Here is a 23,095-nt window from a genome sequence, read left to right as displayed (position 1 = left end):
TGTCTCAGGCGGCGATCAGCCGGGCATGCAGCGCCGGCAGTTCCGACAGGACGGCGTCCACCTCCGCCGCGGTGGTGTAGCGGCTGAGCGAGAAACGCAGGCTGGCGGCGGCCTGGGCGGCGCTCAGCCCCATGGCGGTCAGCACATGGCTCGGCTCGTTGCCGCCGGAGGAGCAGGCGGCGCCCATCGACACCGCGATGCCGGCGCGGTCGAGCCGCATCAGCAGTTCCTCCGCATCCACCGGATGGCCGCGGCCGTCGGCGAAGCGGATGTTGCTGGTGTTGGGCAGCCGGGCGGCGCCGGCCCCGTTCACCACCGCACCGGGCCAGCGGGCGAGGATGCCCTGTTCCAGCCGGTCGCGCAGGAAGGCGATCAGGTCGGCCTCGTCGAGCCACAGCGCCGCCAGCGAGGCGGCGGCGCCGAAGCCGACGATGCCCGGCACATTCTCGGTTCCGCCGCGGCGGCGACGTTCCTGATGGCCGTGGATCAGCGCATGGAAGGGCGCGCCCTTGCGGACATAGAGAGCGCCGACGCCCTTCGGCCCGTGCATCTTGTGGGCGGACAGCGTCAGGTAATCGGCGATGCCGCAATCGACCGGCACCCTGCCGGCCGCCTGCACCGCGTCGCTGTGGAACAGCGCGCCGTGGGCGTGGGCGATGGCCGATGCCCCCTCCACCGGCATCAGCACGCCGGTCTCGTTGTTGGCCCACATCATGGAGACCAGCGCCGTCGCCTCCGTCACCATGGCGGCGAGATCGACCAGCGAGGGACGGCCGTCGCGGTTCACCGGCAGGATGGTGACGCGCCAGCCGCGCTGGCGCAGATCGTCGAACAATGCCAGCGTCGCCGGGTGCTCCACCGCGGTGGTGACGATGTGGTCGCGGCGGTGGTCGGTCTCCTCGATGACGCGCAGTGCGCCCAGGATGGCGGCGTGCGTCGCCTCGGTGGCGCTGCCGGTCATCACCAGATCGGCCGGCTTCGCGCCGATCAGTGCCGCGACCTGCGCCTTGGCCTCGCTGACCGCGCGGCGGGCGGCCATGCCGGCGGAGTGGGGGCTGGACGGGTTGGCGAATTCGCCGAACAGGTGCGGCATCATGGCGTCGCGCACTTCCGCAGCCAGGGCGGTGGTGGCGTTGTTGTCGAGGTAGATCGTCATCACATCACTCCCATCACATCACTCCGGGCACGCCGCGCCGCGACCCGTCGGCCGGGACGATCTCCTCCTCCAGGCAGCCGACGACGGTGCCGCCGGGGAACTCCACCAGATAGACCGGCAGGCTGCCTTCCTCGGTGCGGCCGACGCGGACGATCACGCCCGGCGTGCCCTTCGGCGCCAGCAGCGCACCGTCCGGCACCTGCGGATGGCTGCCGTCGTTGAACAGGTCCTCCTGCACCGTGACCCGCAGGCCCCAGTCGTACAGCGGTTCGCGCGGCGGGATGAAACCGGGCTTGGCGGCGGCTTCGACGTCGGACATCGCGAGGCTCCTTATCAGGTGGGGACCGGGGTCTTGGACCGGGTTATTGGGGGTCGTTGCAATGGGCGTCGATCACTTCCAGCTCGCGCGAACGCATGCCGACGACGACCCGTTTTTCATAAAAATCAACGGCATAGATGTAATACATCTGCAGATAGGTCCCGATGGAGATGACGTAGCCGACATCGCCCTCGCGGATCAGGAAGTCGCCGACCGGACGGCCGGGATAGGTGCCGTCATTGCGCACGTCGCGCAGAGCCTTGACCTTGAAGCCCTGTTCCAGCACCGGCGGGCCGACCAGCTCGTTGGCGTCGTCGGCATTGCGGGCGCGTTCGCGGCGGTATGGGGCGGTGGCGGTATCGGCTTCGGTCATGGCGCTGGCGCTCCGTCGGTCGAGGGGCCGCTACAGCGGCGGAAGGTCGTTGGCGATGGTGAGCCCGGCGGCGAGGCCGGCGGCGCGCTGGCGGGCGATGGCGCGCACCTCCTCCTCCGGGTCGTCGAGCAGGGGGCCGAGCTGTCCGGCGTCGATCCGCCCGGCGACGGCAAGGCGGACCATCCAGTCGGCGTCCGGCAGCAGCACATGCAGCTTCGACGCCGGCAGCCGCTGGGCCACCACCAGCCGCACCCGCGGGCTGTCGTCCCAGGCGAGGCTGGGCAGCCAGTCCATGGAAAGGCGGCGGGCGACCTCCACCCGCACCTCCGGATCCTCGTCATGCATCATCGCCGGCAGCATGCCGTCGGGGATCCGCCGCACCACGCGCAGCCGCACCGAACAGTCGGGATCGCGCATCAGCGGGGCGAGGTCGGCATCCTCCAGCCGGCTGGCGACGGCGATCCGCACCTCGCGGTCGCGGTCGTCGCGCAGTTTCAGCAGCAGCCGGCGCGGCAGCCGGCGGGCCAGGACGGAGCGCACCGTCTCGTCCGGATCGTTCATCAGGCGGGGAAGCTGGAAGATCGGGGCGAAACGCGCGGCGTTCGCCCGCACTTCGAAATAGGGATGGTCGAGATGGCCGGCGGCGAGGTCCGGGTTCCATTCGAAGAAGCGCTGGATGCGCTTGGCATAGCGGTCCTGCACGCAGGCCTTCAGCGGCAGGCAGTGGCCGGTCAGCTTGCCGCCTGCGGAGAGGGCGGTGGTCTCGGGGTCTAAGCGGCGGTCGCGGTGGGTGCAGGCGGTGCAGTCCACCGGTTCGCCGCGCCAATCCAGGGATTCGAGGATGTCGTCGCTCATGCGCCGGCCTCCTCAAGTTCATGCCGGTCGGCGACGGCGATCAGGCGGGCGGCGCCGAAGCGGTCGTCGGGGTCGAGGTCGCAGACCTTGGTCAGCGCCTCCCGCCCGGCGTCGAGCCGGCCGGTGCGCAGCAGCAGGTAACCGATGGCGACCAGGGCGAACAGGAACAGGCGGGGCGCCGGCTCCAGCCCGCGGAAATCGGCGGTGGCCGGGGTGACGGCGCGCCAGTCGGTGTGGTTGACGCCGAGCGCGGCCATGGCGTGGCCGATCATGCGCTCGCCATAGACCAGCGCTTGGTCGAGGTTCGCCTTGTAGAAGTGGAACTTGTAATGGCCGAGATCGACGAGGCGATGGCCGGGGGCGACCTCCGCCGCGCGGGCGAGATGGGCGAGCGCCGCCCCGCTGTCGGCATAGCTGGCGGCGGCCAGATGCAGGCAGCGTTCCGCCTCGGGCGGGAGATCCCCACCGTAGTAGCGGCGGGCGAGCCAGTCCTCATCCACCTCGTCCAGCATGGCGCGGTGCTCCTGGGGTTCCCCCTCCCCACCAGAAGGGAGGGGATTTCACATCACGCCGGAACGCAGCAGTCGGCCGGGCAGACGGCGGCGCATTGCGGGCTGTCGAACTGGCCCTGGCACTCGGTGCACTTGGCCGGGTCGATGACGTAGGTGCCCTTCTTCAGGCTGATCGCGACGTTCGGGCACTCGGCCTCGCAGGCGCCGCAGACGGTGCATTCGGCGGACTTGATCTTGTAGGCCATGGCTCTCTCCTTCGGTGATGGGATGGCTGTGGAAGGGGGAAAAGGGAGGTGAGGTGTCAGGCGCGGCGCGCGGTCAGCGCCCCGGTGCGGATCACCGCGTCCTGGCCGGCGCGGGACTGGACGGTGCCCTGGCCGAGCCGCTCGGCGTAGTCCTTGAAGTAGGCCAGCGCCGATTCCTCGATGTAGTCGAAGGCGAAGCGGTCGACCGGCTCGATCCCGGCATCGGCCAGCGACTTGGACGGGCAGCCGCCGATCTTGGCGACGAACACCGCGGTACAGTCGTTGACGGCCGCCAGCACGCCGTCCAGCGTGTCGACGTCGCCGGAGCCGCCCTCGCAATACTGGTCGACGCGGCGATGGCCGACGAACTTGGCGCCGTTCGGGCCGACCTCGTAGATCTGGAATTCCTTGGCGTGGCCGAAATGCTCGTTGATGCGCTCGCCGCCCTTGGTGGCGACGGCGATCAGGATCGGGTCGACATTGGTGCCGATGCTGTCGCGGACATCGGCCTGGGCGGCCGCCTTGGAGGCATGACGGCCGGCGCGTTCGGCCTCGACATGGTCGCGGTAGCTGCGGCGGGCCTCGTCGTCATAGTCGATGGCGCCCATCGCCTCGATCTTGTCGGCGGTGAACTCCTCGCCACGGTCCTCGCCCAGCAGCCCGACCGCATCGGCGCGGCACTGGCGGCAATGGCGCATCAGCTTGGCGCCGCCCTCGCAGGCGTCCTGCACCACCTTCAGCTCCTGCGCGGTGGGGCCGCGCTGGCCGTTCAGGCCGAACCAGGTGCCGTGGGCGGCGTCGGAGATCAGCGGCATGATGTTGTGCAGGAAGGCGCCGCGGCTCTTCACCGCCTTGTTCACCTCCAGCAGGTGTTCGTCGTTGATCCCCGGGATCATGACGGAGTTCACCTTCACCAGGATGCCGCGCGAGGTCAGCATCTCCAGCCCCAGCATCTGCTGTTCGTGCAGGATCTTGGCGGCGTCCAGCCCGGTCCAGCGCTTGTGCTTGTGGAAGATCCACGGGTAGATCCGCGCGCCGACCTCCGGATCGACCATGTTGATGGTGATGGTCACGTGGTCGATGTTGTACTGCGCGATGGTGTCCACATGGTCCGGCAGGGCCAGACCGTTGGTGGACAGGCACAGCTTCAGGTCCGGCGCCTTCTTCTGCAGCATTTCGAAGGTGGCGAAGGTGTTCTTGCCGGCGGCCGCCAGACTGTCGCCGGGGCCGGCGATGCCGATCACCGACAGCTGCGGGATTTCCTGGGCAACGGCGAGGATCTTCTTGATCGCCTGATCGGGGGTCAGCTTTTCGGAGACCACGCCCGGCCGGCTCTCGTTCGAGCAATCGTATTTGCGGTTGCAGTAGTTGCACTGGATGTTGCAGGCCGGGGCGACCGCGACATGCATGCGGGCGAAATAGTGATGCGCCTCTTCCGAATAGCAGGGGTGGTTCTTCACCTTCTCCCACACCGCCGGGTCCATGTCGGCCGGACCATCGGAGGATCCGCAGGACGACGACGAACAGCCGGACGCCGCCTCGGGCGCTGCCGGCATCGTCGCGGGCGGGGCCAGTTCCCCGAGCCCGAAGATGCTGTCGAGCGAAACCACGTTGCTCATCATCCACTCCTTCCCTGCCGTGCCGGACGACACCGTTGGACGAATGGAGGAAAAGCAAGTTCGGGGCCAGAGCAGAGAACTCAGGAATTACAATGGCTTGCCGGGATTTGTCGGCGTCGCGGACGCTGTCGTCATTGCGACAATGGCGGGTGTGGCAGGGGGCTTTGTCGGGGTGCCGACAAACCGGTCAGGCCAGTTCGCCGCGGAAGGCGACGACATGGTCCTGGCTCTCGTCCAGCGCCTCGGCTCCGAAGCCGATCAGGCCGCTGCCGACCAGCTTGGTCGAATCGCGGCGCAGCACCACCGGCGGCGACCCGCCGCTGCGGATGTAGGTGCCGTTGGTGGAATGGTCGGTCAGCAGGAAGCTTTCGCGGGTGAAGTCGATCACCGCATGCTGGCGCGAGGTCTGGCGCGAGGCGATGCGCAGGCCGCTGCTGTCCTCCCGGCCGATGGTGACGCGCGGCAGTCCCCGGCTCATCGTGATGTCCTGCCCACGGTAGGAGAGGTGCAGGGTCACCATGCTGCGGCCGGCCTCCGGCACCAGGGAGAAGCCCAGCGTCGTGCTTTCGATGGCATCGTCGGCCTCGTCGGCGGAGCGGATCTGGTGGACGCGGATCGGTGCGGCCTTGCCCTTCATCGCGACGTTGCTCAGCGGCTTGGTCCGGCTCCGCTGGTCCGGCGACAGGCCGTCGACCAGCGCCTGGGTCGCCAGGATTTCGCCCGGCCGGGCGATCTGCTGCACCCTTGCGGCGACGTTGCAGGCGTCGCCGTACAGGTCGCCCACCCCTTCGATAACCGCGCCGAAATGGATGCCGATGCGCAGGCGCATCCCGTGCTGGTCCTGGATGCCGATCATCGCGCAGGCGGCGCGGGCGCTGTCGTCGCATACCGGAAAGGCGGCGAGCAGCCCGTCGCCCAGGCTCTTGATGACGCCGCCGCGTTGCTCCTCCACCAGCCGGCGCAGATGGGCCAGCACCCGCTGCGTCAGCGCCGCGGCAGTGGCGTTGCCGATTCGCTCGTACAACATCGTGCTGTCGGCGATGTCGACGAACAGCAGGGCAAGGGGCTTCTCAAGCGAAGGCAAGACGGAAATCCGTTGGAACGGGGAATGCGCCATCGAACCGAAGGCCCGTCAGGGTAGCACGAAATCGCAGCGAAGTGTGACGGAGAGGGGGCTTCGCCCGATTCCTAGAACCTCTTGATCTCGATGTTGTACTTGCGCAGGGCGTAGCTCACCTGCCGCGTCGTCATGCCCAGCAGGCGGGCGGCCTTGGCCTGGACCCAGCCCGTCCGTTCCATCGCCCAGATCAGGCGGTCGCGCAACGGACCCGACTCGGGCTCGTCCAACGGCAGGTCGGGGCCGGCTGCTGCCGGCTGCGGAGCCGGCGCGGAGGGGATGGCGGGGGTGGATGCCGCCGGTTGCGGAGCGGGCAGGGGCACGATGGCCGAGGGCGGCAGCGGCTTGGAGGCGCCGCAGACCGGCATCGGCCCGGCCCCGCAGCCGGACGCGCAGGCCGGCCACTGTGCGCCGCCGGGGGCGCCGTTCAGCGCTCCGTTGGCGGGGGCAGGCACGGCCGGCGGCATGGTGGCGCCGTTCATGGGGGCCGGCTGGGCCCGCCCTTGCGCCGGATTGCCCACCCCCGGATTGCCGGCCGCCGGGTTGGTGGGGGTCCCGCTCATCGACGGCGCCAGCCCGCCGACGGCGGCGCCCATGGTGCGGTACTGGAACAGCACCGACGAGTTGCAGAGATTCATGCTGCAGGACAGGTCGGGCACGCGGATGGTGCCGTTGCGGCACTGGGTCGCCGCGCGCTCGATGCAGTTCTCCAGTTCGCGCACGTTGCCGGGCCAGGTGCAGCGGTTCAGCACCTCCAGCGCTTCGGCGGCGATGTCGAGGTTCAGGCCGTTGTCGCGGCCGAACTTGGCGACGAAATGCTTGGCCAGCGTGGCGATGTCGCCGCGCCGTTCGCGCAGCGGCGGCAGGTGGATCGTCACCACGTTGATGCGGAAATACAAATCGGCGCGGAACTTGCCGTGGCCGACCGCCTCCTCCAGGTTCAGGTTGGTGGCGCAGATCAGCCGCACGTCGGTCTTGATCGTCTTCGACCCGCCGACCCGCTCGAACTCCTGCTCCTGCAGAACGCGCAGCAGCTTGGCCTGGAAGTTGGAGGAGATGTCGCCGATCTCGTCCAGGAACAGGGTGCCGCCCGACGCAAGTTCGAACCGGCCCTTGTGGTCCTTCTGCGCGCCGGTGAAGGAGCCCTTCTCGTGACCGAACAGCTCCGACTCCAGAAGCGATTCGGGCAATGCTGCGCAGTTGACGCGGATGAAGGGGGCGTCCTTGCGCGGCGACAGGTTGTGGATGGCCCGCGCGATCAGCTCCTTGCCGGTGCCGCTCTCGCCGCGGATCAGCACGGTCGACTTGAAGGGCGCCACCCGGTGCACCTGGGCCAGCACGTCGACCATGTTGGGGCTGGTGCAGACCACGTCGTTGACGGGGGCCACCACCGGCCGCAGTTCCTTCTGCACGCGGAAGGTCTCGCGCATCATGAAGCGCCGCTCCTCCGCCACCGTCCGGTGAAGGCGCACGGTCTGGCCGATCAGGTTGGCGACCATGGTCAGGAAGCGGACGTCGGAGCCGAAATGGCCGCTGGGGCCGTCGTCGGAAATGCGGTCGATGGTCAGCACCCCGATGACGGTGCCGGCGGCCTTGATCGGCACGCCGACCAGCGAGGCCACCTGTTCGTCCAGATCGTCCCGCCCGCCGGAGCGGTTGTTGAACAGCGGCTCTTCCGCCAGGTTGGGAACGACGGCCGGCATGCCGGTCTTCAGGATGCGGCCGCTGATGCCTTCGCCCTGGTTGTAGTCGATCTCCTGTGCCGGCGAGTCCTTCGGCAGCCCTTGCGCGGCGACGAGCCGCAGAGCCCCGTCCTCGCCCTGGAGATAGACCCGGCCGCGGTGCATCTGCAACTGATAGGACAGCGCGCGCAGCACCTCGCGCAGGGTTTGTTCCAGATCGAGCGACGACCCGAGGATCTTGCTGACCTCGTAGATCGTCAGCAGCTCCAGGCTGGAGGATGACGCGGACTGGGCAGCACTCGGCATGATCGATCCCCTTGCTCGGCAGGAGGCCCGGGCATATGCCGGACAAGGTCGTCCAGGCATCGCAATGCATCGGGTCCCGGCGTCGGCGCCTTGATCCGTACCTCCCGATAACCGCGGCGACCGTTGGTCCGGCCACGCCGTTCATGCCCTGTTTTGGAGCCCGCCGTCCGGGCCGGGGACTGCCGCAACTCTGTTCGTACGCGGCCAGCCGGTGGAAAGTGTCCGTGACTACTCGCCGAAAGGCAAGACTTTTTGCATAGATTCCGCTGCGTCGCACAATGACCTTAGCCATTGGTGGAAGGGCCGAATCGTGTTAATTACTGACTGGTCAGTTATAAAAAGGGGCGAGCCATGCCCTCCCGCCAGTCCGGTCCCGTCTCCGGTCCCGATTCCGATCCGGTTTCTCCCGGCGACCCGCCGCGCTGGCGCCGCCGCAAGGAGGCCCGCCCGCAGGAGATCGTCGCCGCCGCGATGGATGTCTTCGCCGAACGCGGTTTCGCCGCCGCAAGGCTGGAGGAGGTGGCGGCCCGCGCCGGCGTCAGCAAGGGCACGCTCTATCTCTACTTTCCCAGCAAGGACGAGCTGTTCAAGGCGGTGATCCGCGCCGCCATCCTGCCCAACCTGCAGCAGGCCGAAGCGCTGGTCGCCGCGGCCGGCGGACCCTGCTTCCCGGTGCTGGAGCGGCTGCTGCGCATGGTGGCGCGGCTGATCGCCACGACCCGCATGGCGGTCATCCCACGGCTGGTGATCGCCGAGGCCGGCAATTTCCCGGAGCTTGCCGCCTTCTACCACCGCGAGGTGATCCGGCGCGGCTTCGGCTTGCTGGCCGCCCTGTTGCGGCGGGGAATCGACAGCGGCGAGTTCCGCCCCGTGGCCGTCGATCCCACGGTGCGTCTGATCGTGGCGCCGCTGCTGATGAGCGCCGTGTGGCGGACTTCCTTCGACGGTGTCGACGGCGAGCCGCCGCTGGACGTGACGGCGTTGGTGGAAACCCACATCGACAATCTGCGCCGGGCGCTGCTGCGCAAGACGGAAGACTGGGCAGAGGAGGGCGCGCCATGAGCGGCTTTCTCGGGACCATACTGGACGGGTTGACCGCGCTGGCGCTGGCGGTCGGTCTGCCTATCGGGGCCGGCGGGCCGCCGCCGCTCGCCCATGGCTATGTGGAAGGCGAGTATCTGCGCATCGCCGCCCCCAGCGCCGGCATGCTGGAGAGCCTGTCGGTGACCCGCGGCACCCAGGTGGCGGCCGGAGCGCCGCTGTTCGCCATCGACCGTGCCACTGCGACGGCGGAGCGCGACCGGCTGACCGCGGCGCTGGCCCAGGCGCGGGCGCAGCGTGCTGACCTCGCCACCGGCAAACGAGCGCAGGAGGTGGCGGTGCTGGCCGCGCAAAAGGCGCGGGCGGAGGCGGCTCTGCGCTATTCCACCGCCGAACTGACTCGCCAGCGTGAACTGGTCGCCCACAAGGTCTCCTCTCCCGACAAGCTGGATCAGGCCCGTGCCGCCTATGATCGCGACCGCGGCCAGTTGGCGGAGGCGGAGGCGCAACTGGCGGTCGCGGCGCTGCCCGCCCGTCCGGAACAGTTGCGGGCGGCCGACGAGGCGGTGACCCAGGCGGAGGCGGCGTTGGTCCAGGCGGAGCGCCGGCTTGCCGATCTGGCCCCCGTCGCCCCGGCGGCGGCGCTGGTGGACGATACGCTCTACAATCCCGGCGAATGGGTGCCGGCGGGCTCCCCGGTGGTCTCGCTCCTGCCGCCGGAGCGGGTGAAGCTGGTGCTGTTCATGCCGGAAACCGCCATCGCGGGAGTGGCGCCGGGAGGAACCCTGTCGGTGCGCTGCGACGGCTGCCCGCCCGGCCTGTCGGCGCGGGTGACGCGGATCGCCTCCCAGGCCGAATACACGCCGCCGGTGATCTACAGCGTCGGCAGCCGCGAGAAGCTGGTCTTCCGGGTGGAGGCGGTGCCGGATCGGCCGCTGAATCCGGGGCTCCCGGTCGATGTCTGGCCAGTCAATGCCCAGGCGGCGGGGACGACGCCATGAGAGAGGAAGGCGCACCCGCCGCCGCCACCCCCGCCATCGACGTGCGCGGGCTGGTCAAGCGCTTCGGCAGCAAGACAGTGGTCGACGATGTGTCGATCCGGGTCGAGACCGGGGAGATCTATGGCTTCCTCGGTCCCAACGGGTCGGGCAAGACCACGACGATCCGCCTGCTGTGCGGCCTGCTGACCCCCGACGCGGGGGAGGGCACCTGCCTTGGCCTCGACATCCGGCGGCAGAGTGCGGCGATCAAGCGGCAGGTCGGCTACATGACCCAGAAGTTCAGCTTCTGGGAGGATCTGAGCATCGCCGAGAACCTGGACTTCGTCGCCCGCATGTACGGTCTGCCCGACCGGCGCCGCCGGGTTGCCGAGGCGCTGGACCGGCTTGGGCTGTCCAACCGCCGGACGCAGCTGGCCGGGGAATTGTCGGGCGGCTGGAAACAGCGTCTGGCGCTGGCCGCCTGCATCCTGCACGAGCCGAAGCTACTGCTGCTGGACGAGCCGACGGCGGGTGTCGATCCCAAGGCGCGGCGGGAATTCTGGGACGAGATCCACCGGTTGGCCGGGGAAGGGCTGACCGTGCTGGTCAGCACCCATTACATGGACGAGGCGGAACGCTGCCACCGCATCGCCTACATCGCCTATGGGACGCTGATGACTCACGGAACGGTCGATCAGGTCGTCGCCGATTCGGGCCTGCACACCCGTCTGGTTGCCGGCAACGGCCTGCACCGCATCGCCGCGGCGCTGGAAGGACAGCCGGGGGTGGAGATGGTCGCGGTCTTCGGCAGCCGTCTGCATGTCAGCGGCAGCGACGCCGCGGCGCTGGACCGGGCGCTTGCTCCCTGGACTGCACAGCCGGGGACTGCACAGCCGGGGAGCGGACAGCCGGCGCTGCGGATCACCGCGACGGAACCGACGCTGGAAGACGTCTTCATCCACCTGATGAACCGCAGCACCGACAATTTCCGCTGAGACGCTTACTCGGTCTGGGCGGAGGTGACGCCGGTGTTCTTGTTCCACTTGAGCGTCAGCTTGGCGATCTGGCAAAGGTTCAGGCCCTGCCACACCGCCGATTCACCATCGTCATAGACGACCTTCATGTCCCACTTGCAGGTCTTCTCAGCCTTCGCGAAGGAGACCTCGAAATATTCGCCGTCGTCCAGGACGTCGCGGCCGAGGATATCTTCGTCCCAGCTGTTGTTGTTGTTTTCGGAAACGTAGATGTGCTTCAGCGGATAGCCGGTCTTGTTGACGATCGTGAAGTCCTGCTGTCCGGCGAACGCCGCACCATTCAGCAGGAACAGAGAGGACGCGACCAGCAGGGCCTTGGCGGCGACGTTCTTCAAGATAAGCTCCGTGTGGGGAAATTACATTCGTGTCGAAATTTGGGCATTAAAATCGAGATTCGTCAACAGTCGAGTTAATCCGAAATTTTGTCATGACCCTGAAGCATTATTTCTTTCGCTGGAAAGAAAAAGCTGATGGCGGCCGCTCGACGGCACGACGCAGGGGAAGCGGGGATGTGAAGCCGTTCGCCGGTTGCAAGAGGCCAATGGTCGCAAGCGCTTGGCGCGTCGGGAACTTTGTGGCGGCGCACACAATGTGGTACATGATGGAAACCGGCATCCGAAGCCGGGCAAGATCATGACCAAGTTCTGGACCGCAGCCGGTCCCGCCGGGGCGGTCCCAATCCAGGGGAAGGAACAACGCATGTCGGGATTCAAGGACGCGCCGCCGGACGACCGTTCGGAGCTGACTCCGGAGCAGGAAAGCGCCATCCGCATCGTCGCCAACAACCTGCATCGCCTGAACGACGCCGTCGTCAAGGCGGTCGAGGCTGGCGTGACGGTGGAACTGATGCGCACCGCCCGCTATCACAACGAGGCCGGCAACTGGGGCGACCAGCTCACCCCGGTGATCCGCCCCGGCAAGTGATCGCTTCCGGCCGAACAGGCCGGTAGCTTGGCGAAAAGGCCCCATCCGTCCAGCGGGTGGCGGCCTTTTTTCGTATGTCGACAAAATTCGATGGCTGACGGAAGAAAGGGTGGCCGGCAGCGGCAATGGCCACAAACTTGTTGGGCATTCCGCTGTCCATGCGAGGCCCAGCCATGCTGTCACGCGACCCTGAACGGCGCGCAGCCGCAAGCCGTGAACCGACCGATCGCCGCGCCGCCGGTCCCGCCGCCGGTCCCGATGCCGATGCCGATTCTTCCGGTCAGGCGCCGACGCCGGGGGAACTGAATGCGATGTGGAGGCTGAACCGTCTGGAGCAGCCGACCTTCGACGATCTGACCCGCGGCCTGTGCCTTGGTCTCGTCTGGTGCATGGCGATGTGGACGCCGATGTTCGTCAGCGCGCTTATGTGATCCCCTGTGGCGTGATCCCCTGTGGCGTGATTCCCGCGGGCCGCGCCGATCCCGATCCCGCCTGCACCAGCGATCGGATGCGGGCCGCCAGCTGGTCGGGGCTGAAGGGCTTCGCCAGAACGGACGCGGTGTCGGCGCCCATGGTGGCCAGCGACTCCGGGCTGTAGCCGGACGCCAGCAGCACGCGCAACTGCGGCCAGCGCTCGCGGATTTGGCGGGCGAGGTCGATGCCGGAAACACCGCCCGGCATGACGACGTCCGACACCACAAGATCGAAATTCCGGTCGGTCTCCAGCAGGGTCAAGGCCGACACCCCGTCTTCCGCGGTCTCTACCGTGAAGCCTTCCTGGGTCAGCCCCTCGACCGTCGCCATCAGCACCAGCGGATTGTCCTCCACCACCAGGATGCGAAGCTGGCGCAGGTCCGCCGCCGCAGCGGCCGGGGCTGGGGGCGGTTCGGGCGGCCGCAGGTCGGTCAGCGGCAAGTCGATGCGAACGCAGGTACCGTCGCCGGGCCGGCTGTCGATGGCGGCGATGCCGCCCGACTGTCGGGCGAAGCCGTAGACCATCGACAGCCCGAGCCCCGTCCCCTTGCCGACGCCCTTGGTGGTGAAGAAGGGATCGAAGGCGCGGGCCATCACCTCCGGCGGCATGCCGGCCCCGGTGTCGGAAACCGCGATGCGGGCGGTGCGCGGCTCCGGCCCGGGGGATGCTGCGATGCGGATGCGGCCACCGCCGGGCATGGCGTCGCGGGCGTTCAGCACGAGGTTCAGGACCGCCATTTCCAACTGCACCGGATCGACGGCGACCGGCATCGGCGCCGCGGCGATGTCCCAGCTTAGGGTGATGTCGGCACGGACCGACCGCTCCAGCAGGTCGGCCATCCGGCGCAGGCTGTCGCCCAGATCGACCACCGTCAGGTTGACGGCGTCCTGGCGCGAGAAGGACAGCAGTTGCCGGGTCAGCTTCTCCGCCCGATCCAGCGCGGTCCGCGTCCCGGCCAGGAAACGCTGGCCCTCGGCCGGCAGATGGCGGGCCATCAGATGCAGGTTGGCGAGCGCGGCGGTCAGCAGGTTGTTGAAATCGTGCGCCACGCCGCCGGTCAACTGGCCCAGCGCCTCCATCTTCTGGCTCTGGCGCAGCGCCTCCTCCAGCCGTTCGCGGTTGCGCACCTCGTCCGCCCAGCGCCGGACGGCGGCACTTTCGGAGGCGGCGCGGCTGTAGGCCAGCCAGGCGATCAGCGCCAGCGCAAGTGTCGCCGGGGCGACGAAGGCGGCGTCCAGCGCCATGTTCCGCCACCAGGAGCGGGCGATCTGCGCCTGGTCCAGCCCATAGACGACATAGACCGGGAAATCGCCGACGCGCTTGTAGGCGAACACGCGCGACAGTCCCTGCACATGGCTGCGCCCGGTGCGGAATATTCCCTCGCCCGGATGCCTGCCGATCTCGGCGCGCAGCCCGTGGTCGGCCGGCAGGGTTGGCAGCGCCGCCGTCGGCCGTGACGGGTCCAGGGTGGGGTAGCGCATCAGGATCGCGCCGTCCTCGCGGATCAGCGCGATGGATTCCCCCTCGTCGCCGATGATCTGCCGGTAGAAGCTGGCGAAGTAATCGGGATCGACGATGGCGGCGATCATCCCGTCGAAACTGCCGTCCGGGCCGCCGGGACCGCTGCGGCGCCGGCTGATGCCGAAGCTCGGCTTGCCGGTGGCGGGATCGGCGACCGGACCGGCGATCAGCAGGCCGGAATCCTGTTCCCGCTGTTCCCGGAAATCCCCACGATTGCCGACATAGGTCTTGCGCGAGGGGAAGACGAGGCTGGAGTTGCGCACGATCCCATCCGGATCGGTCAGCCCGATGGCGCCGATCTGGTCCAGTTCGCCTTTCAGCGTCCGCAGATATTGGTGCAGCGATTCCGACTCGGCGATCTCGCGCCAACTGCGTCCGTGGATGCGCTCGTCCACCCGGTCCAGCACCTGGGCCATGGTGTCGAACACCTTCAGCACATGCTCGTGCAGGATCAGTGCGTTCTTGCGGCTGTTCCGTTCGGCTTCTTCCTGGGCCTCCCACCGCTCGCGCCAGCCGATGCCGACGAACAGCACCAGCGGCAGGGCGACCGACACCGCCAGGAGGAGGCGCAGGAGGCGCAAGGACCCCCTGCGGTCGGTCCGACTGTCGAAGCTGCGAAAGGGCATCACCAACCGTTGCCAAGGAAATGGACCGTGCCGACCCACGCCGGCAGAGCGAAGCTCGCCCCGGTCACCATGGCCCAAGCATTTAAGGCGGGGCAACTCCGACTTTACGGCAGGGCGCCGCCGGATGCGTCATGGATCGCAGGTGCAGGCGCGGGGAAAGCGGCCTTCGGTCCAGCGGCGGCGGCGGCGGACATCGGTTCCATCCTCGGCCGGCCGCGGCAGTCCGCAGGCCTCGCCGAGCCGGTCGCGCAGATCGTCGAGCAGCGCATTGGTCAGAATGGCGATGCCGGCGAAGAAAGGCTCCCGGCAGCGGGTGGCGACCCGGCTGCAGAAATCGGGAACCCAGCGCAGCGGATGACGGTCGAGAAAGCGCACGGCATCGATCGTGCGGCCGCGATCGAGCAGCGCCGCCAGCAACGCCAGTTCCGCGGCGATATGGTCGTCCGGCAGCCGGTCGAGCGGCGACCGCCGCAACTCCGCCTCCAGGCCGCTTCGCCAGCGGGCCAGGGAAGCGGCGGCATCGGCCCGCAATTCCTCGTCCAGCCAAGAGCCTTCGGTCGGGCATGCGCGCAGCTCGCCGCTCCGGTGAATGGCGGCGAAATCGGCAGCCAGCGGGGCGAGGCTGCGGCGGGTGATCCGGTCCGGCAGGTCGCTCACCACCTCGTCGACCAGGGCGGCGGCCTGCAGGGCGTCGTCGCGGTCGAGCGCCAGGGGGCCGCGGGCAACCGGGGCGTTGCGTAGCGCCTCCAGCAGGGCGGGAGTCGGCTCTTCGGCATGCAGATGGGCGAGAAGGCGCAGCCCCTCGGCGGTGGCGCCCGGATCCAGGCCGCCGGTCCCGGTGCGGTTCGTGACGGGGACCCCGCCCTGGCGGGGCGGTGACAGGGCTTCTAGAACCGTGCTCTCCACGCTGTTCCTCCCGGCAGTCGGGCCGGATCGGGCGAGAGTGCCGGGACCGGGCCGCATGGGAACGCTGCACGAATGGTTTTCGTGTCTTATGGAAGTCTTGCGGTGCCGCCGCTTGCGGCCGGATCATCGTCCGAACGTTTGCGCGATCTGTTGCAAGTCTCTACTACCAGGGGGGCAAGCATTGGTCAATGTGGCCGATGGATCGGGGAAAGCCTTAGGCCGGCGGTTGCCTTGCGACACGATGTCCGGCCTTATGGCAGGCCCCCCGTCCCACACAGGAGTTTCCGCCGCCATGCCGCTCCCCCTCATCGAACAGGCCGATGCCGCGCCGGATGTCCGCGCCGTCTACGACGACATCAAGGCGACGCGCAACGTCCCCGACGTGAACAATTTCTGGAAGATGATCGCCCACCACCCGCCGACCCTGGCGCGGACCTGGGACAGCCTGAAGGAGGTGATGGCCCCCGGTGCGCTGGACCCGCTGGTGAAGGAGATGATATTCGTCGCGGTCAGCGTCACCAACAACTGCCAGTACTGCGTCCGCTCGCACGAGGCGGCGGCGCGCCGGCTGGGCATGACCGACGCGCAGTTCGGCGAGCTGATGGCGGTGGTGGGCATGGCCAACGAGACCAACCGCCTTGCCGTCGGCTATCAGGTGGAACTGGACGAGCGGCTGAAGTGATCCCTTGTCAGGCGGCGCGCGGCAGCGCCCGTGCCGCCGCCCCTTCCAGACGCCCGTCCAAACGGCGCTGCGGCATGCCGTTGATCAGGTCGCTGCGGACGATGAAATGGGCGATGCTGCGGCCGTCGCCCACATCCTCGCTGGCGAGGCGCTCCACGCGCACCTCCACGTCCCAGCCGATGTTGGCCCAGGCGGTGCGGATGCGGCGGGCCAGTTCGCGGGCGCCGCGCTCGCTGAAGCTGTCGAGCCGACCGGCCGACGGGCCGGGGTGGAAGCGGGGATAGGGCTGGGGCATGGCCAAGTTTCCTTGATCGGCTGCGGCACGCCGGACTGCCCGGCGATGCGACGACCAAGGAATAATCCAAAATGGATTTATTTTGCGACTTAAAGACGATACCGAAGCGGTATAGACGTCAAGGCTCCTGCAGGCCGACCACGGTGTGCAAGGTGTCGAGGTCCTCCAGTGCCACAGCGAACTCGCGGTCGGCCGGGCGGTATTCACGCAGGATCACCGCATCGGTGACGCGGCGCACGAACTCCTTCACCAGCACCGCCTTGTTGCGTTTGACCACCACGACGCCGGCACCCGGCGCCGGCGGCTTGTGCGGATTGACGTGCAGAAGCTGGGCCGGACGGAAGCGCGGCATCATCGAGTCGCCGACCACATACATGGCATAGGGATCGCGGGCGTTCTTCAGGTAATCGGGCCGCGCGATCCAGTCGATGGGGCCGTCATCCAGGAACATCTCCTGGTCCACCCCGCCACGCGCCGCCGCCCGCACCGGCATCGAAGCGGCGGCCTGCGCCGGCGGAACCGATGCCGTGCGGAGCAGTGGCGCAAGCGCCGGGCGGGCGGGGCGGGGAGCCGCCGGAGGAACCGCCGGCACATCGAGGCCGAGCAGCAGCGCCGGCTCCACGCCCAACGGGTGGGCGAGCTTGACCGCCCAATCGACGGTCATCTTGCGCTGGCCGGTCTCCAGCTTGTTGATCTGGGGCTGGGAGGTGCCCGCCAGTTCGGCCAGCTTCTCCTGGCTCAGCCCGGCGGCCTGCCGCAGTTCACGCATTGTGGTCATGGTCCGTTCATACCAAAACGGCTTTGGAAAGTCCATAACTGCGGCATAAATCCAGTTGCGCGCAGAAGCCGGCTTGGTCTAAACCATTGCGGTATGACGCTCGACGACTGGCTCACACGGACCGCAACCAAGGAAGAGGCCTTTGCCGCCCTGATCGGGACGAGCCAGGCCACGGTCAACCGCTACCGCCACGGCCGCCGCGTCCCCCGTCCCGCCGTGATGGCCCGCATCGCCGCCGCCACCGGCGGGCAGGTGACGGCGAACGATTTCCATGGGCTGGGGGAGGGGTGAGGGCAACAGCGCTTTGCCCCCTCCCCGCCCCTCCCCCGCTTTGCGGGAGAGGGAGTTAAGCGCAAGTGCGGCGGAGTTCCCTCTCCCGCCGAAGGCGGGGGAGGGTTAGGGAGGGGGGCCAAGATGCGCGCAACAAAAAAAGGCCCCTTCCCGGCGGGAAAGGGCCTTTCCTGGTAAGGCTGTTGCTCTTACGAGAACAGGCTCGACACCGACCGCTCTTCGCTGATGCGCATGATCGCTTCGGCGAGCAGGGGGGCGATGGTCAGCTGGCGGATGTTGCGCGACACGCGCACCGCTTCGGTCGCCTGGATGCTGTCGGTGGTGACCAGCTGCTCCAGAGGCGACACGGCGACGCGGGCGACCGCACCGCCGGACAGGACGCCGTGGGTGCAGAAGGCGTGGACCGACTTGGCGCCGGCTTCCATCAGCGCGACCGCGGCGTTGCACAGCGTGCCGCCCGAGTCGACGATGTCGTCGATCAGGATGCAGCGGCGGCCATTGGCGTCGCCGATGATGTTCATCACCTCCGACACGCCGGCGCGCTCGCGCCGCTTGTCGATGATGGCGAGATCGGCGTCCAGACGCTTGGCCAGCGCGCGTGCGCGCACCACGCCGCCGACGTCCGGCGACACGATGGTGACCTCGCCGATATTCTCGAAGGACTGGCGGATGTCCTTCTCGAAGACCGGGGCGGCCATCAGGTTGTCGGTCGGGATGTCGAAGAAGCCCTGGATCTGACCCGCATGCAGGTCCATCGTCAGAACGCGGTTGGCGCCGGCCTGGGTGATCAGGTTGGCGACCAGCTTGGCCGAGATCGGCGTGCGCGGGCCGGTCTTGCGATCCTGCCGGGCATAGCCGTAATAGGGAATGACCGCCGTGATGCGCCGGGCCGACCCGCGCCGAAGCGCATCGATCGTCACCAGCAGTTCCATCAGGTTGTCGTTGGCCGGAGCCGAGGTCGACTGGACGACGAACACGTCCTCGCCGCGCACGTTCTCCAGGATCTCGACGAACACCTCCATGTCGGAGAATCGGCGTACGCTCGCTTTCGTCAGCGGCACGCCGAGACAGGTGGAGATCGCCTCGGCCAGCGGACGGTTGCTGTTGCCGGCAAGCACCTTCATCGGGGTCGGCTCTCTTTGCAGGGATACGGCTCAAGGCACGTTGGACGCTCGCGCGCCGCCGCCCCTTGAAAACGGGGCGGACCATAACAAAGGGCCGGGCCCATGTAAACGTTCCATGACGGTCGGGTCTTTCCCCATTGGGGAATGCCGCCCTGCGCGGGCGGCATGACCGTGGCCCTCGCCATTGCCCGTTCGGGCTGGTTCAGGTCTGCAGGACGATGGCCGAAAGGCCGCGGCCGTAATCCGATTCGCCCCGAAGGCAGGAACGGCGATAGCTGAAGAAGCGGTCCTCCTCCGCCACCGTGTCGTTGGGGCAGCGCTGGATCACCGTTACGCCGGAGTCGCCCAGCCGGCGCGTGACGTAGGCGGCCAGATCGAACAGGAAATGGCCGGGCTTGCGGGCGGGGGCGAAATAGTCGCGGTTGCGCGCGTCCTCCTCCTCGAACGGGGCGGGGAACTCCGGCCCGACCTCATAGGAGCGCTGGGCGATGCAGGGGCCGATGCAGGCGACGATCCGGTTCGGCTTGGCGCCCAGTTCCACCATGCGGGCGACGGTCGCCTCGATGACGCCGGCCCTGGCGCCCTTCCAGCCGGCATGGGCGGCCCCGATCACCCGCGCCTTGCTGTCGGCGAACAGCACGGGCGCGCAGTCGGCGGTCAGGATGCCAAGCGCGATCCCCGACTGGCGGGTGGCCATGGCGTCGGCCTTCGGCGCCGTCTCGGGTGTCCACGGCTCCTCCACCACCACGCAGGTCGGGCTGTGGACCTGATGGCAGGTGATCAGGTTTCCGGGCTCCACCTCCATCCGCGCCGCGGCGCGGGCACGGTTCTCATGCACGGCCGCCGCGGAGTCGTTGGACCCCAGCCCGCAGTTCAGCGAGGCGTAGAGCCCGGTGGACACCCCGCCGGTTCGGGTGAAAAAGGCGTGGCGGATATGGGTGATGTCGTTCAGCGCGCCGAGTGTGATCACGAACGCCGTCCTTCCCTGTTCTGTGGCCTCCCGCATGCCCAACAGGGCAGGGGGGCCGCTATGCACGGTCCGCCCGGATTGTCTTGGTGGCGGTTATGGTGCGGTGTCTCCAACCGGGGTCGGCGCCCGCCGGGTCAGAAGCCGGCCGGCGGGTTGGCGTCGGCGAAGGCTCCGGGCGTGGCAAGCGCGACCAGCTTGAACAGCCTGCCCATTTGCGCCGGATCGATCAAGCGGTCCAGCGCGCCGCGGATATCCTGCGCCTGGGCCGGGCTGGCCTTGGCCGACAGGGCCGACGCCCGTTGGCGGATGCCCAGCCGGGTCAGCCATTCCCCCTGCTCCACCGGGCCGAAGGATTGGGCGCCACCCTCCCTCGCCGCTGCGGCAATCCCGGCGAAATCGACATGGGCCGTCAGGTCGGCCTCGCCCGGCGCTTCCAGCACAGGGGCATAGGCATGGCGGCGCATCGCCTGCAGCGTGTCGCCGACCGCCGGACCCTGGGCATAGCCATAGTCGATCACCAGCGCGGCACCGGGGGCCGCGGCCAGCCGGGCGCCGATCAGCCGCGCCACCGCCTGCGACGCGGGGGAGACCTCGACCACGCTGCCGTCGGGCGCATCGCGGAGCGCGTCCGGCACCAGCCGGCCGCCTGAGCTGCCGAAGGCTTCCAGCACGAAGCGGAATCGCGGCTCGCCTTCCGTGCTGTCGGGGTCGATGTCGACCAGCCGCTCGAACCAGCCATGGTTGGTCTTCTGCACCTGACGGATCGGCAGGGCATCGAAGAACTCGTTGGCGATCAGGATGGTCGGGCCGTCCGGAACGTCCTCCAGACGGTCGTGCCACCGGACGGAGTCGCCCAGGATCGGCTGCAGCGTCTGGCGCTGGCGATCGCGCAAGGCCGGGCTGGTCTCCACCAGATGGACGACGGCGTTGTCGCGGAACAGCGGCAGCACCGCCGCCGCCCGCAGCACGTCGGCCATCAGCGTTCCGCGGCCGGGCCCCAGCTCCACCAGATGGAAGGGGCCGGGACCGCCCAGCCGCGCCCATGTGTCGACGCACCACAGACCCACCAGTTCGCCGAACATCTGGCTGATTTCCGGCGCGGTGGTGAAATCGCCGCCGCTGCCGAACGGGTCGCGCCGCATGTAGTAGCCGAAACGCGGATGGCCCAGCGACTCCGCCATGAAGGCGCCGACGCTGATCGGCCCATCCATCACGATCCGGCGGGCCAGCAGGCGGGCCAGAGTGTCCGGAGCGGCGCGCTCGTCCTCCAGCATGACGTCGGACCCGGCCATGGCGTCAGGCCGCGATGGCGTGGCGCCGGCCGCGGACGACCAGCCACAGCCCGATGGCCAGCATCGGCAGCGACAGTAGCTGTCCCATCGTCGCGCCGGCGAACAGGAAGCCCAACTGCGGGTCGGGCTCGCGGAAGAACTCCACGATGATTCGCGACAGGCCGTAGCCGATCAGGAACAGCCCGCCGACCGTGCCCGGCCGATGGCGCAAAGCCGGCGTGCGGATGGCGATCGCCAGCAGGATGAACAGCACCACGCCCTCCAGCGCCGCCTCGTAAAGCTGGCTGGGATGGCGCGGCACCTGCAGCGGATCGCGCGGGAACACCATCGCATAGGCGAAGTCGGGGGCCGGCCGGCCATACAGCTCGCCATTGATGAAGTTGGCGATGCGGCCGAAGAACAGCCCGATGGGCGCGCAGGCGGCGATGATGTCGCCGAAGACGAAGGGCGAGATGCCGCGGCGCCAGCAGAACAGCCCGATGGCCGTCAGCACGCCGATCATGCCGCCGTGGAACGACATGCCGCCATGCCAGACCTGAAGGGCGTCCAGCGGGTTTTCCATGTAGTAGGGCAGGTTGTAGAACAGCACATAGCCGATCCGCCCACCCAGGATGGTGCCGATCACCGCCCAGGTCAGGAAGTCGTCGAACTCCTCGGGCTTCGGCCGCAGATCCGGGTCGAGCCGCGCCAACCCCATGCAATAGCGCCAGCCCAGCACGAACCCGGCCAGATAGGCCAGCGCGTACCAGCGGACGACGATCGGGCCGACGGCGACGGCGACCGGATCGATGGTGGGAAAGGCCACCATTGGCAAAGTGGCGGGCAGGGTGGCGAACATAGGAACTCCGGTCAGCGGTACGGGTCGGGCTGCGACAGGAAATCCTGCACATAGCGCCGGACACCCTCTTCCAGCTCGGTGAAGGGCTGGTCGAACCCGGCGGCGCGCAGGCGATCCGTCGTCGCCTGCGTGAAATATTGGTATTTGCCGCGCAGATGCTCGGGCATGTCGAAGTACTCAATCCGGGGAGGCAGCCCCAGGGCGGCGAAGGTCGCCAGCGCGAGGTCCTTGAAGCTGCGCGCCTTGCCGGTGCCGACATTGAACAGTCCGCTGACCTCCGGATGGTCGTACAGCCACAGCATCACCGCGACGCAGTCGTCGACGTAAATGAAGTCGCGCAGCTGGCCGCCGTCCTCGAAGCCGTCCTTGTGCGACTTGAACAGGCGCGCCGGATTGCCCGCCGTCAGCTGCGGGTGCAGCTTGGCGACCACGCTCATCATGTCGCCCTTGTGGGTCTCATTTGGACCGTAGACGTTGAAGAACTTCAGGCCGGCCCATTGCGGCGGCACAAGATCGCCGCCGGCGACGGCGCGGGCGATGCGGCGGTCGACCAGATGCTTGGACCAGCCATAGGCGTTCAGCGGCCGCAGCCGCGCCAGCCCGTCGCAGGAGCCGTCATCGTCGAAACCCGCCGATCCGTCGCCATAGGTCGCGGCGGAGGAGGCGTAGATAAGCCGGCAGCCGCGCCAGGAACACCAGCGCCACAGGTCCAGCGTCAGCGCCACATTGTTGGCGACGATCTTGTCGACGTCCCGCTCGGTGGTGGCGGAGATGGCGCCGAGATGGAAGACGGTGTCGATCTCGGCGGCATGCTGGTCGAGGAAGGCGAGCGTCTGCTCCGGCGGCACCAGCGCCGCGACCTCGCGCTTGGCGAGGTTCTGCCACTTCTCGCCGTCACGGAAGCGGTCGACGACCGCCACGTCGGTGATGCCGCGCGCAGCCAATGCCGCGACAAGGTTGGACCCGATGAAGCCGGCCCCGCCGGTGACCACGATCATAGCGCTGTCCGCTGTTGCTCGACGCGTTTCGTGGGGACTTATAGGCGGGTGGGGCGGTGGGGGCAAGTTAATGGCCCTCTCCCGCCCCGGGAGAGGGAGGGGACCCGCCGCGAAGCGGCGGGGAGGGTGAGGGGTG

General features: G+C 68.5%; 26 protein-coding genes. 7 read left to right on the top strand and 19 right to left on the bottom strand.

Going from position 1 to position 23,095, the window contains the following annotated elements; translation table 11 throughout:
• Window positions 1–4: 4 nt before the first annotated feature.
• From FZ029_RS02905 to nifA, 9 genes are all read right to left on the bottom strand, one after another.
• On the bottom strand, window positions 5–1,156 hold the full coding sequence (locus FZ029_RS02905; RefSeq protein ID WP_149267942.1) for an aminotransferase class V-fold PLP-dependent enzyme: 1,152 nt from the start codon (window positions 1,154–1,156) through the stop codon (window positions 5–7).
• Between the two features lie 13 nt (window positions 1,157–1,169).
• A complete protein-coding gene (locus tag FZ029_RS02900) occupies window positions 1,170–1,475 on the bottom strand; it encodes a nitrogen fixation protein NifZ (protein WP_063635114.1) in 306 nt (101 codons plus the stop codon).
• Window positions 1,476–1,518: 43 nt separating this feature from the next.
• Entirely contained in the window at window positions 1,519–1,848 is a 330-nt protein-coding gene (locus FZ029_RS02895) for a nitrogen fixation protein NifZ (protein ID WP_149267941.1), read from the bottom strand.
• A gap of 30 nt (window positions 1,849–1,878) precedes the next feature.
• Entirely contained in the window at window positions 1,879–2,703 is an 825-nt protein-coding gene (locus FZ029_RS02890; RefSeq protein WP_149267940.1) for a 4Fe4S-binding leucine-rich repeat protein, read from the bottom strand.
• The gene (locus FZ029_RS02885) at window positions 2,700–3,215 is read right to left on the bottom strand and encodes a hypothetical protein (protein WP_149198108.1); all 516 of its coding nucleotides are present in this window, start codon (window positions 3,213–3,215) and stop codon (window positions 2,700–2,702) included. The genes FZ029_RS02890 and FZ029_RS02885 overlap by 4 nt, the downstream gene beginning before the upstream one ends.
• A gap of 53 nt (window positions 3,216–3,268) precedes the next feature.
• On the bottom strand, window positions 3,269–3,460 hold the full coding sequence (locus FZ029_RS02880) for a 4Fe-4S dicluster domain-containing protein (RefSeq protein WP_085090027.1): 192 nt from the start codon (window positions 3,458–3,460) through the stop codon (window positions 3,269–3,271).
• Between the two features lie 56 nt (window positions 3,461–3,516).
• Window positions 3,517–5,079: a nitrogenase cofactor biosynthesis protein NifB gene (gene nifB / locus FZ029_RS02875; protein ID WP_149268156.1), complete on the bottom strand. Its 1,563-nt coding sequence runs from the start codon at window positions 5,077–5,079 to the stop codon at window positions 3,517–3,519.
• Window positions 5,080–5,266: 187 nt separating this feature from the next.
• A complete protein-coding gene (locus FZ029_RS02870) occupies window positions 5,267–6,163 on the bottom strand; it encodes an adenylate/guanylate cyclase domain-containing protein (protein ID WP_247892123.1) in 897 nt (298 codons plus the stop codon).
• A gap of 104 nt (window positions 6,164–6,267) precedes the next feature.
• On the bottom strand, window positions 6,268–8,184 hold the full coding sequence (gene nifA, locus FZ029_RS02865; RefSeq protein ID WP_149267939.1) for a nif-specific transcriptional activator NifA: 1,917 nt from the start codon (window positions 8,182–8,184) through the stop codon (window positions 6,268–6,270).
• 351 nt (window positions 8,185–8,535) lie between these two features.
• Between nifA and FZ029_RS02860 the strand changes: the two genes are divergently transcribed.
• The 3 genes from FZ029_RS02860 to FZ029_RS02850 are packed head-to-tail and all read left to right on the top strand — an operon-like array spanning window position 8,536 to window position 11,200.
• On the top strand, window positions 8,536–9,246 hold the full coding sequence (locus tag FZ029_RS02860) for a TetR/AcrR family transcriptional regulator (protein WP_149267938.1): 711 nt from the start codon (window positions 8,536–8,538) through the stop codon (window positions 9,244–9,246).
• A complete protein-coding gene (locus FZ029_RS02855) occupies window positions 9,243–10,226 on the top strand; it encodes an HlyD family efflux transporter periplasmic adaptor subunit (RefSeq protein ID WP_149267937.1) in 984 nt (327 codons plus the stop codon). The genes FZ029_RS02860 and FZ029_RS02855 overlap by 4 nt, the downstream gene beginning before the upstream one ends.
• Complete coding sequence (locus FZ029_RS02850) at window positions 10,223–11,200, top strand: ABC transporter ATP-binding protein (protein WP_149267936.1); 978 nt, start codon at window positions 10,223–10,225, stop codon at window positions 11,198–11,200. The genes FZ029_RS02855 and FZ029_RS02850 overlap by 4 nt, the downstream gene beginning before the upstream one ends.
• Window positions 11,201–11,205: 5 nt before the next feature.
• Here the strand turns inward: FZ029_RS02850 and FZ029_RS02845 are convergent, their stop codons facing one another.
• A complete protein-coding gene (locus FZ029_RS02845; RefSeq protein WP_149198113.1) occupies window positions 11,206–11,574 on the bottom strand; it encodes a hypothetical protein in 369 nt (122 codons plus the stop codon).
• A gap of 364 nt (window positions 11,575–11,938) precedes the next feature.
• Here FZ029_RS02845 and FZ029_RS02840 point away from each other — a divergent pair, with 364 nt between their 5' ends.
• Entirely contained in the window at window positions 11,939–12,163 is a 225-nt protein-coding gene (locus FZ029_RS02840; protein WP_085090721.1) for a hypothetical protein, read from the top strand.
• Window positions 12,164–12,336: 173 nt separating this feature from the next.
• Window positions 12,337–12,594, top strand: a complete 258-nt coding sequence (locus FZ029_RS02835) for a hypothetical protein (protein ID WP_149267935.1) — start codon at window positions 12,337–12,339, stop codon at window positions 12,592–12,594.
• On the opposite strand, the gene FZ029_RS02830 is transcribed toward FZ029_RS02835, so the two are convergent.
• Both FZ029_RS02830 and FZ029_RS02825 read right to left on the bottom strand, forming a co-directional pair.
• Entirely contained in the window at window positions 12,587–14,740 is a 2,154-nt protein-coding gene (locus tag FZ029_RS02830) for an ATP-binding protein (protein ID WP_247892122.1), read from the bottom strand. The genes FZ029_RS02835 and FZ029_RS02830 overlap by 8 nt on opposite strands.
• Window positions 14,741–14,914: 174 nt before the next feature.
• A complete protein-coding gene (locus FZ029_RS02825) occupies window positions 14,915–15,691 on the bottom strand; it encodes a molecular chaperone TorD family protein (protein ID WP_247892121.1) in 777 nt (258 codons plus the stop codon).
• Between the two features lie 292 nt (window positions 15,692–15,983).
• On the opposite strand from FZ029_RS02825, the gene FZ029_RS02820 reads away from it, so the two are divergent.
• On the top strand, window positions 15,984–16,373 hold the full coding sequence (locus FZ029_RS02820; RefSeq protein WP_149267932.1) for a carboxymuconolactone decarboxylase family protein: 390 nt from the start codon (window positions 15,984–15,986) through the stop codon (window positions 16,371–16,373).
• A 7-nt stretch (window positions 16,374–16,380) separates the two neighbouring features.
• Here FZ029_RS02820 and FZ029_RS02815 read toward each other — a convergent pair whose 3' ends face one another.
• Entirely contained in the window at window positions 16,381–16,668 is a 288-nt protein-coding gene (locus FZ029_RS02815) for a hypothetical protein (protein ID WP_149267931.1), read from the bottom strand.
• 118 nt (window positions 16,669–16,786) lie between these two features.
• Entirely contained in the window at window positions 16,787–17,446 is a 660-nt protein-coding gene (locus tag FZ029_RS02810; RefSeq protein ID WP_149267930.1) for a LexA family transcriptional regulator, read from the bottom strand.
• A 93-nt stretch (window positions 17,447–17,539) separates the two neighbouring features.
• Between FZ029_RS02810 and FZ029_RS02805 the strand changes: the two genes are divergently transcribed.
• The gene (locus tag FZ029_RS02805; RefSeq protein ID WP_085090016.1) at window positions 17,540–17,737 is read left to right on the top strand and encodes a helix-turn-helix transcriptional regulator; all 198 of its coding nucleotides are present in this window, start codon (window positions 17,540–17,542) and stop codon (window positions 17,735–17,737) included.
• 188 nt (window positions 17,738–17,925) lie between these two features.
• Here FZ029_RS02805 and FZ029_RS02800 read toward each other — a convergent pair whose 3' ends face one another.
• From FZ029_RS02800 to rfaD, 5 genes are all read right to left on the bottom strand, one after another.
• Window positions 17,926–18,861 (bottom strand): ribose-phosphate pyrophosphokinase, encoded by a 936-nt coding sequence (locus FZ029_RS02800; RefSeq protein ID WP_085090015.1) that lies wholly within the window; start codon window positions 18,859–18,861, stop codon window positions 17,926–17,928.
• A gap of 202 nt (window positions 18,862–19,063) precedes the next feature.
• Window positions 19,064–19,831 carry a peptidoglycan editing factor PgeF gene (pgeF, locus tag FZ029_RS02795; RefSeq protein WP_149198119.1) on the bottom strand — a complete coding sequence of 256 codons (768 nt, stop codon included), beginning with the start codon at window positions 19,829–19,831 and terminating at the stop codon, window positions 19,064–19,066.
• Between the two features lie 134 nt (window positions 19,832–19,965).
• Window positions 19,966–21,123: an SAM-dependent methyltransferase gene (locus tag FZ029_RS02790; RefSeq protein WP_247892120.1), complete on the bottom strand. Its 1,158-nt coding sequence runs from the start codon at window positions 21,121–21,123 to the stop codon at window positions 19,966–19,968.
• A 4-nt stretch (window positions 21,124–21,127) separates the two neighbouring features.
• A complete protein-coding gene (gene lgt / locus FZ029_RS02785) occupies window positions 21,128–21,961 on the bottom strand; it encodes a prolipoprotein diacylglyceryl transferase (protein WP_247892119.1) in 834 nt (277 codons plus the stop codon).
• 11 nt (window positions 21,962–21,972) lie between these two features.
• Window positions 21,973–22,959: an ADP-glyceromanno-heptose 6-epimerase gene (rfaD, locus tag FZ029_RS02780; RefSeq protein ID WP_149267929.1), complete on the bottom strand. Its 987-nt coding sequence runs from the start codon at window positions 22,957–22,959 to the stop codon at window positions 21,973–21,975.
• Window positions 22,960–23,095: the final 136 nt, after the last annotated feature.

This window comes from Azospirillum sp. Sh1, assembly GCF_008365135.1.
Lineage (GTDB): Bacteria > Pseudomonadota > Alphaproteobacteria > Azospirillales > Azospirillaceae > Azospirillum > Azospirillum oryzae.
This window is presented reverse-complemented; position numbering and strand designations above follow the sequence as displayed.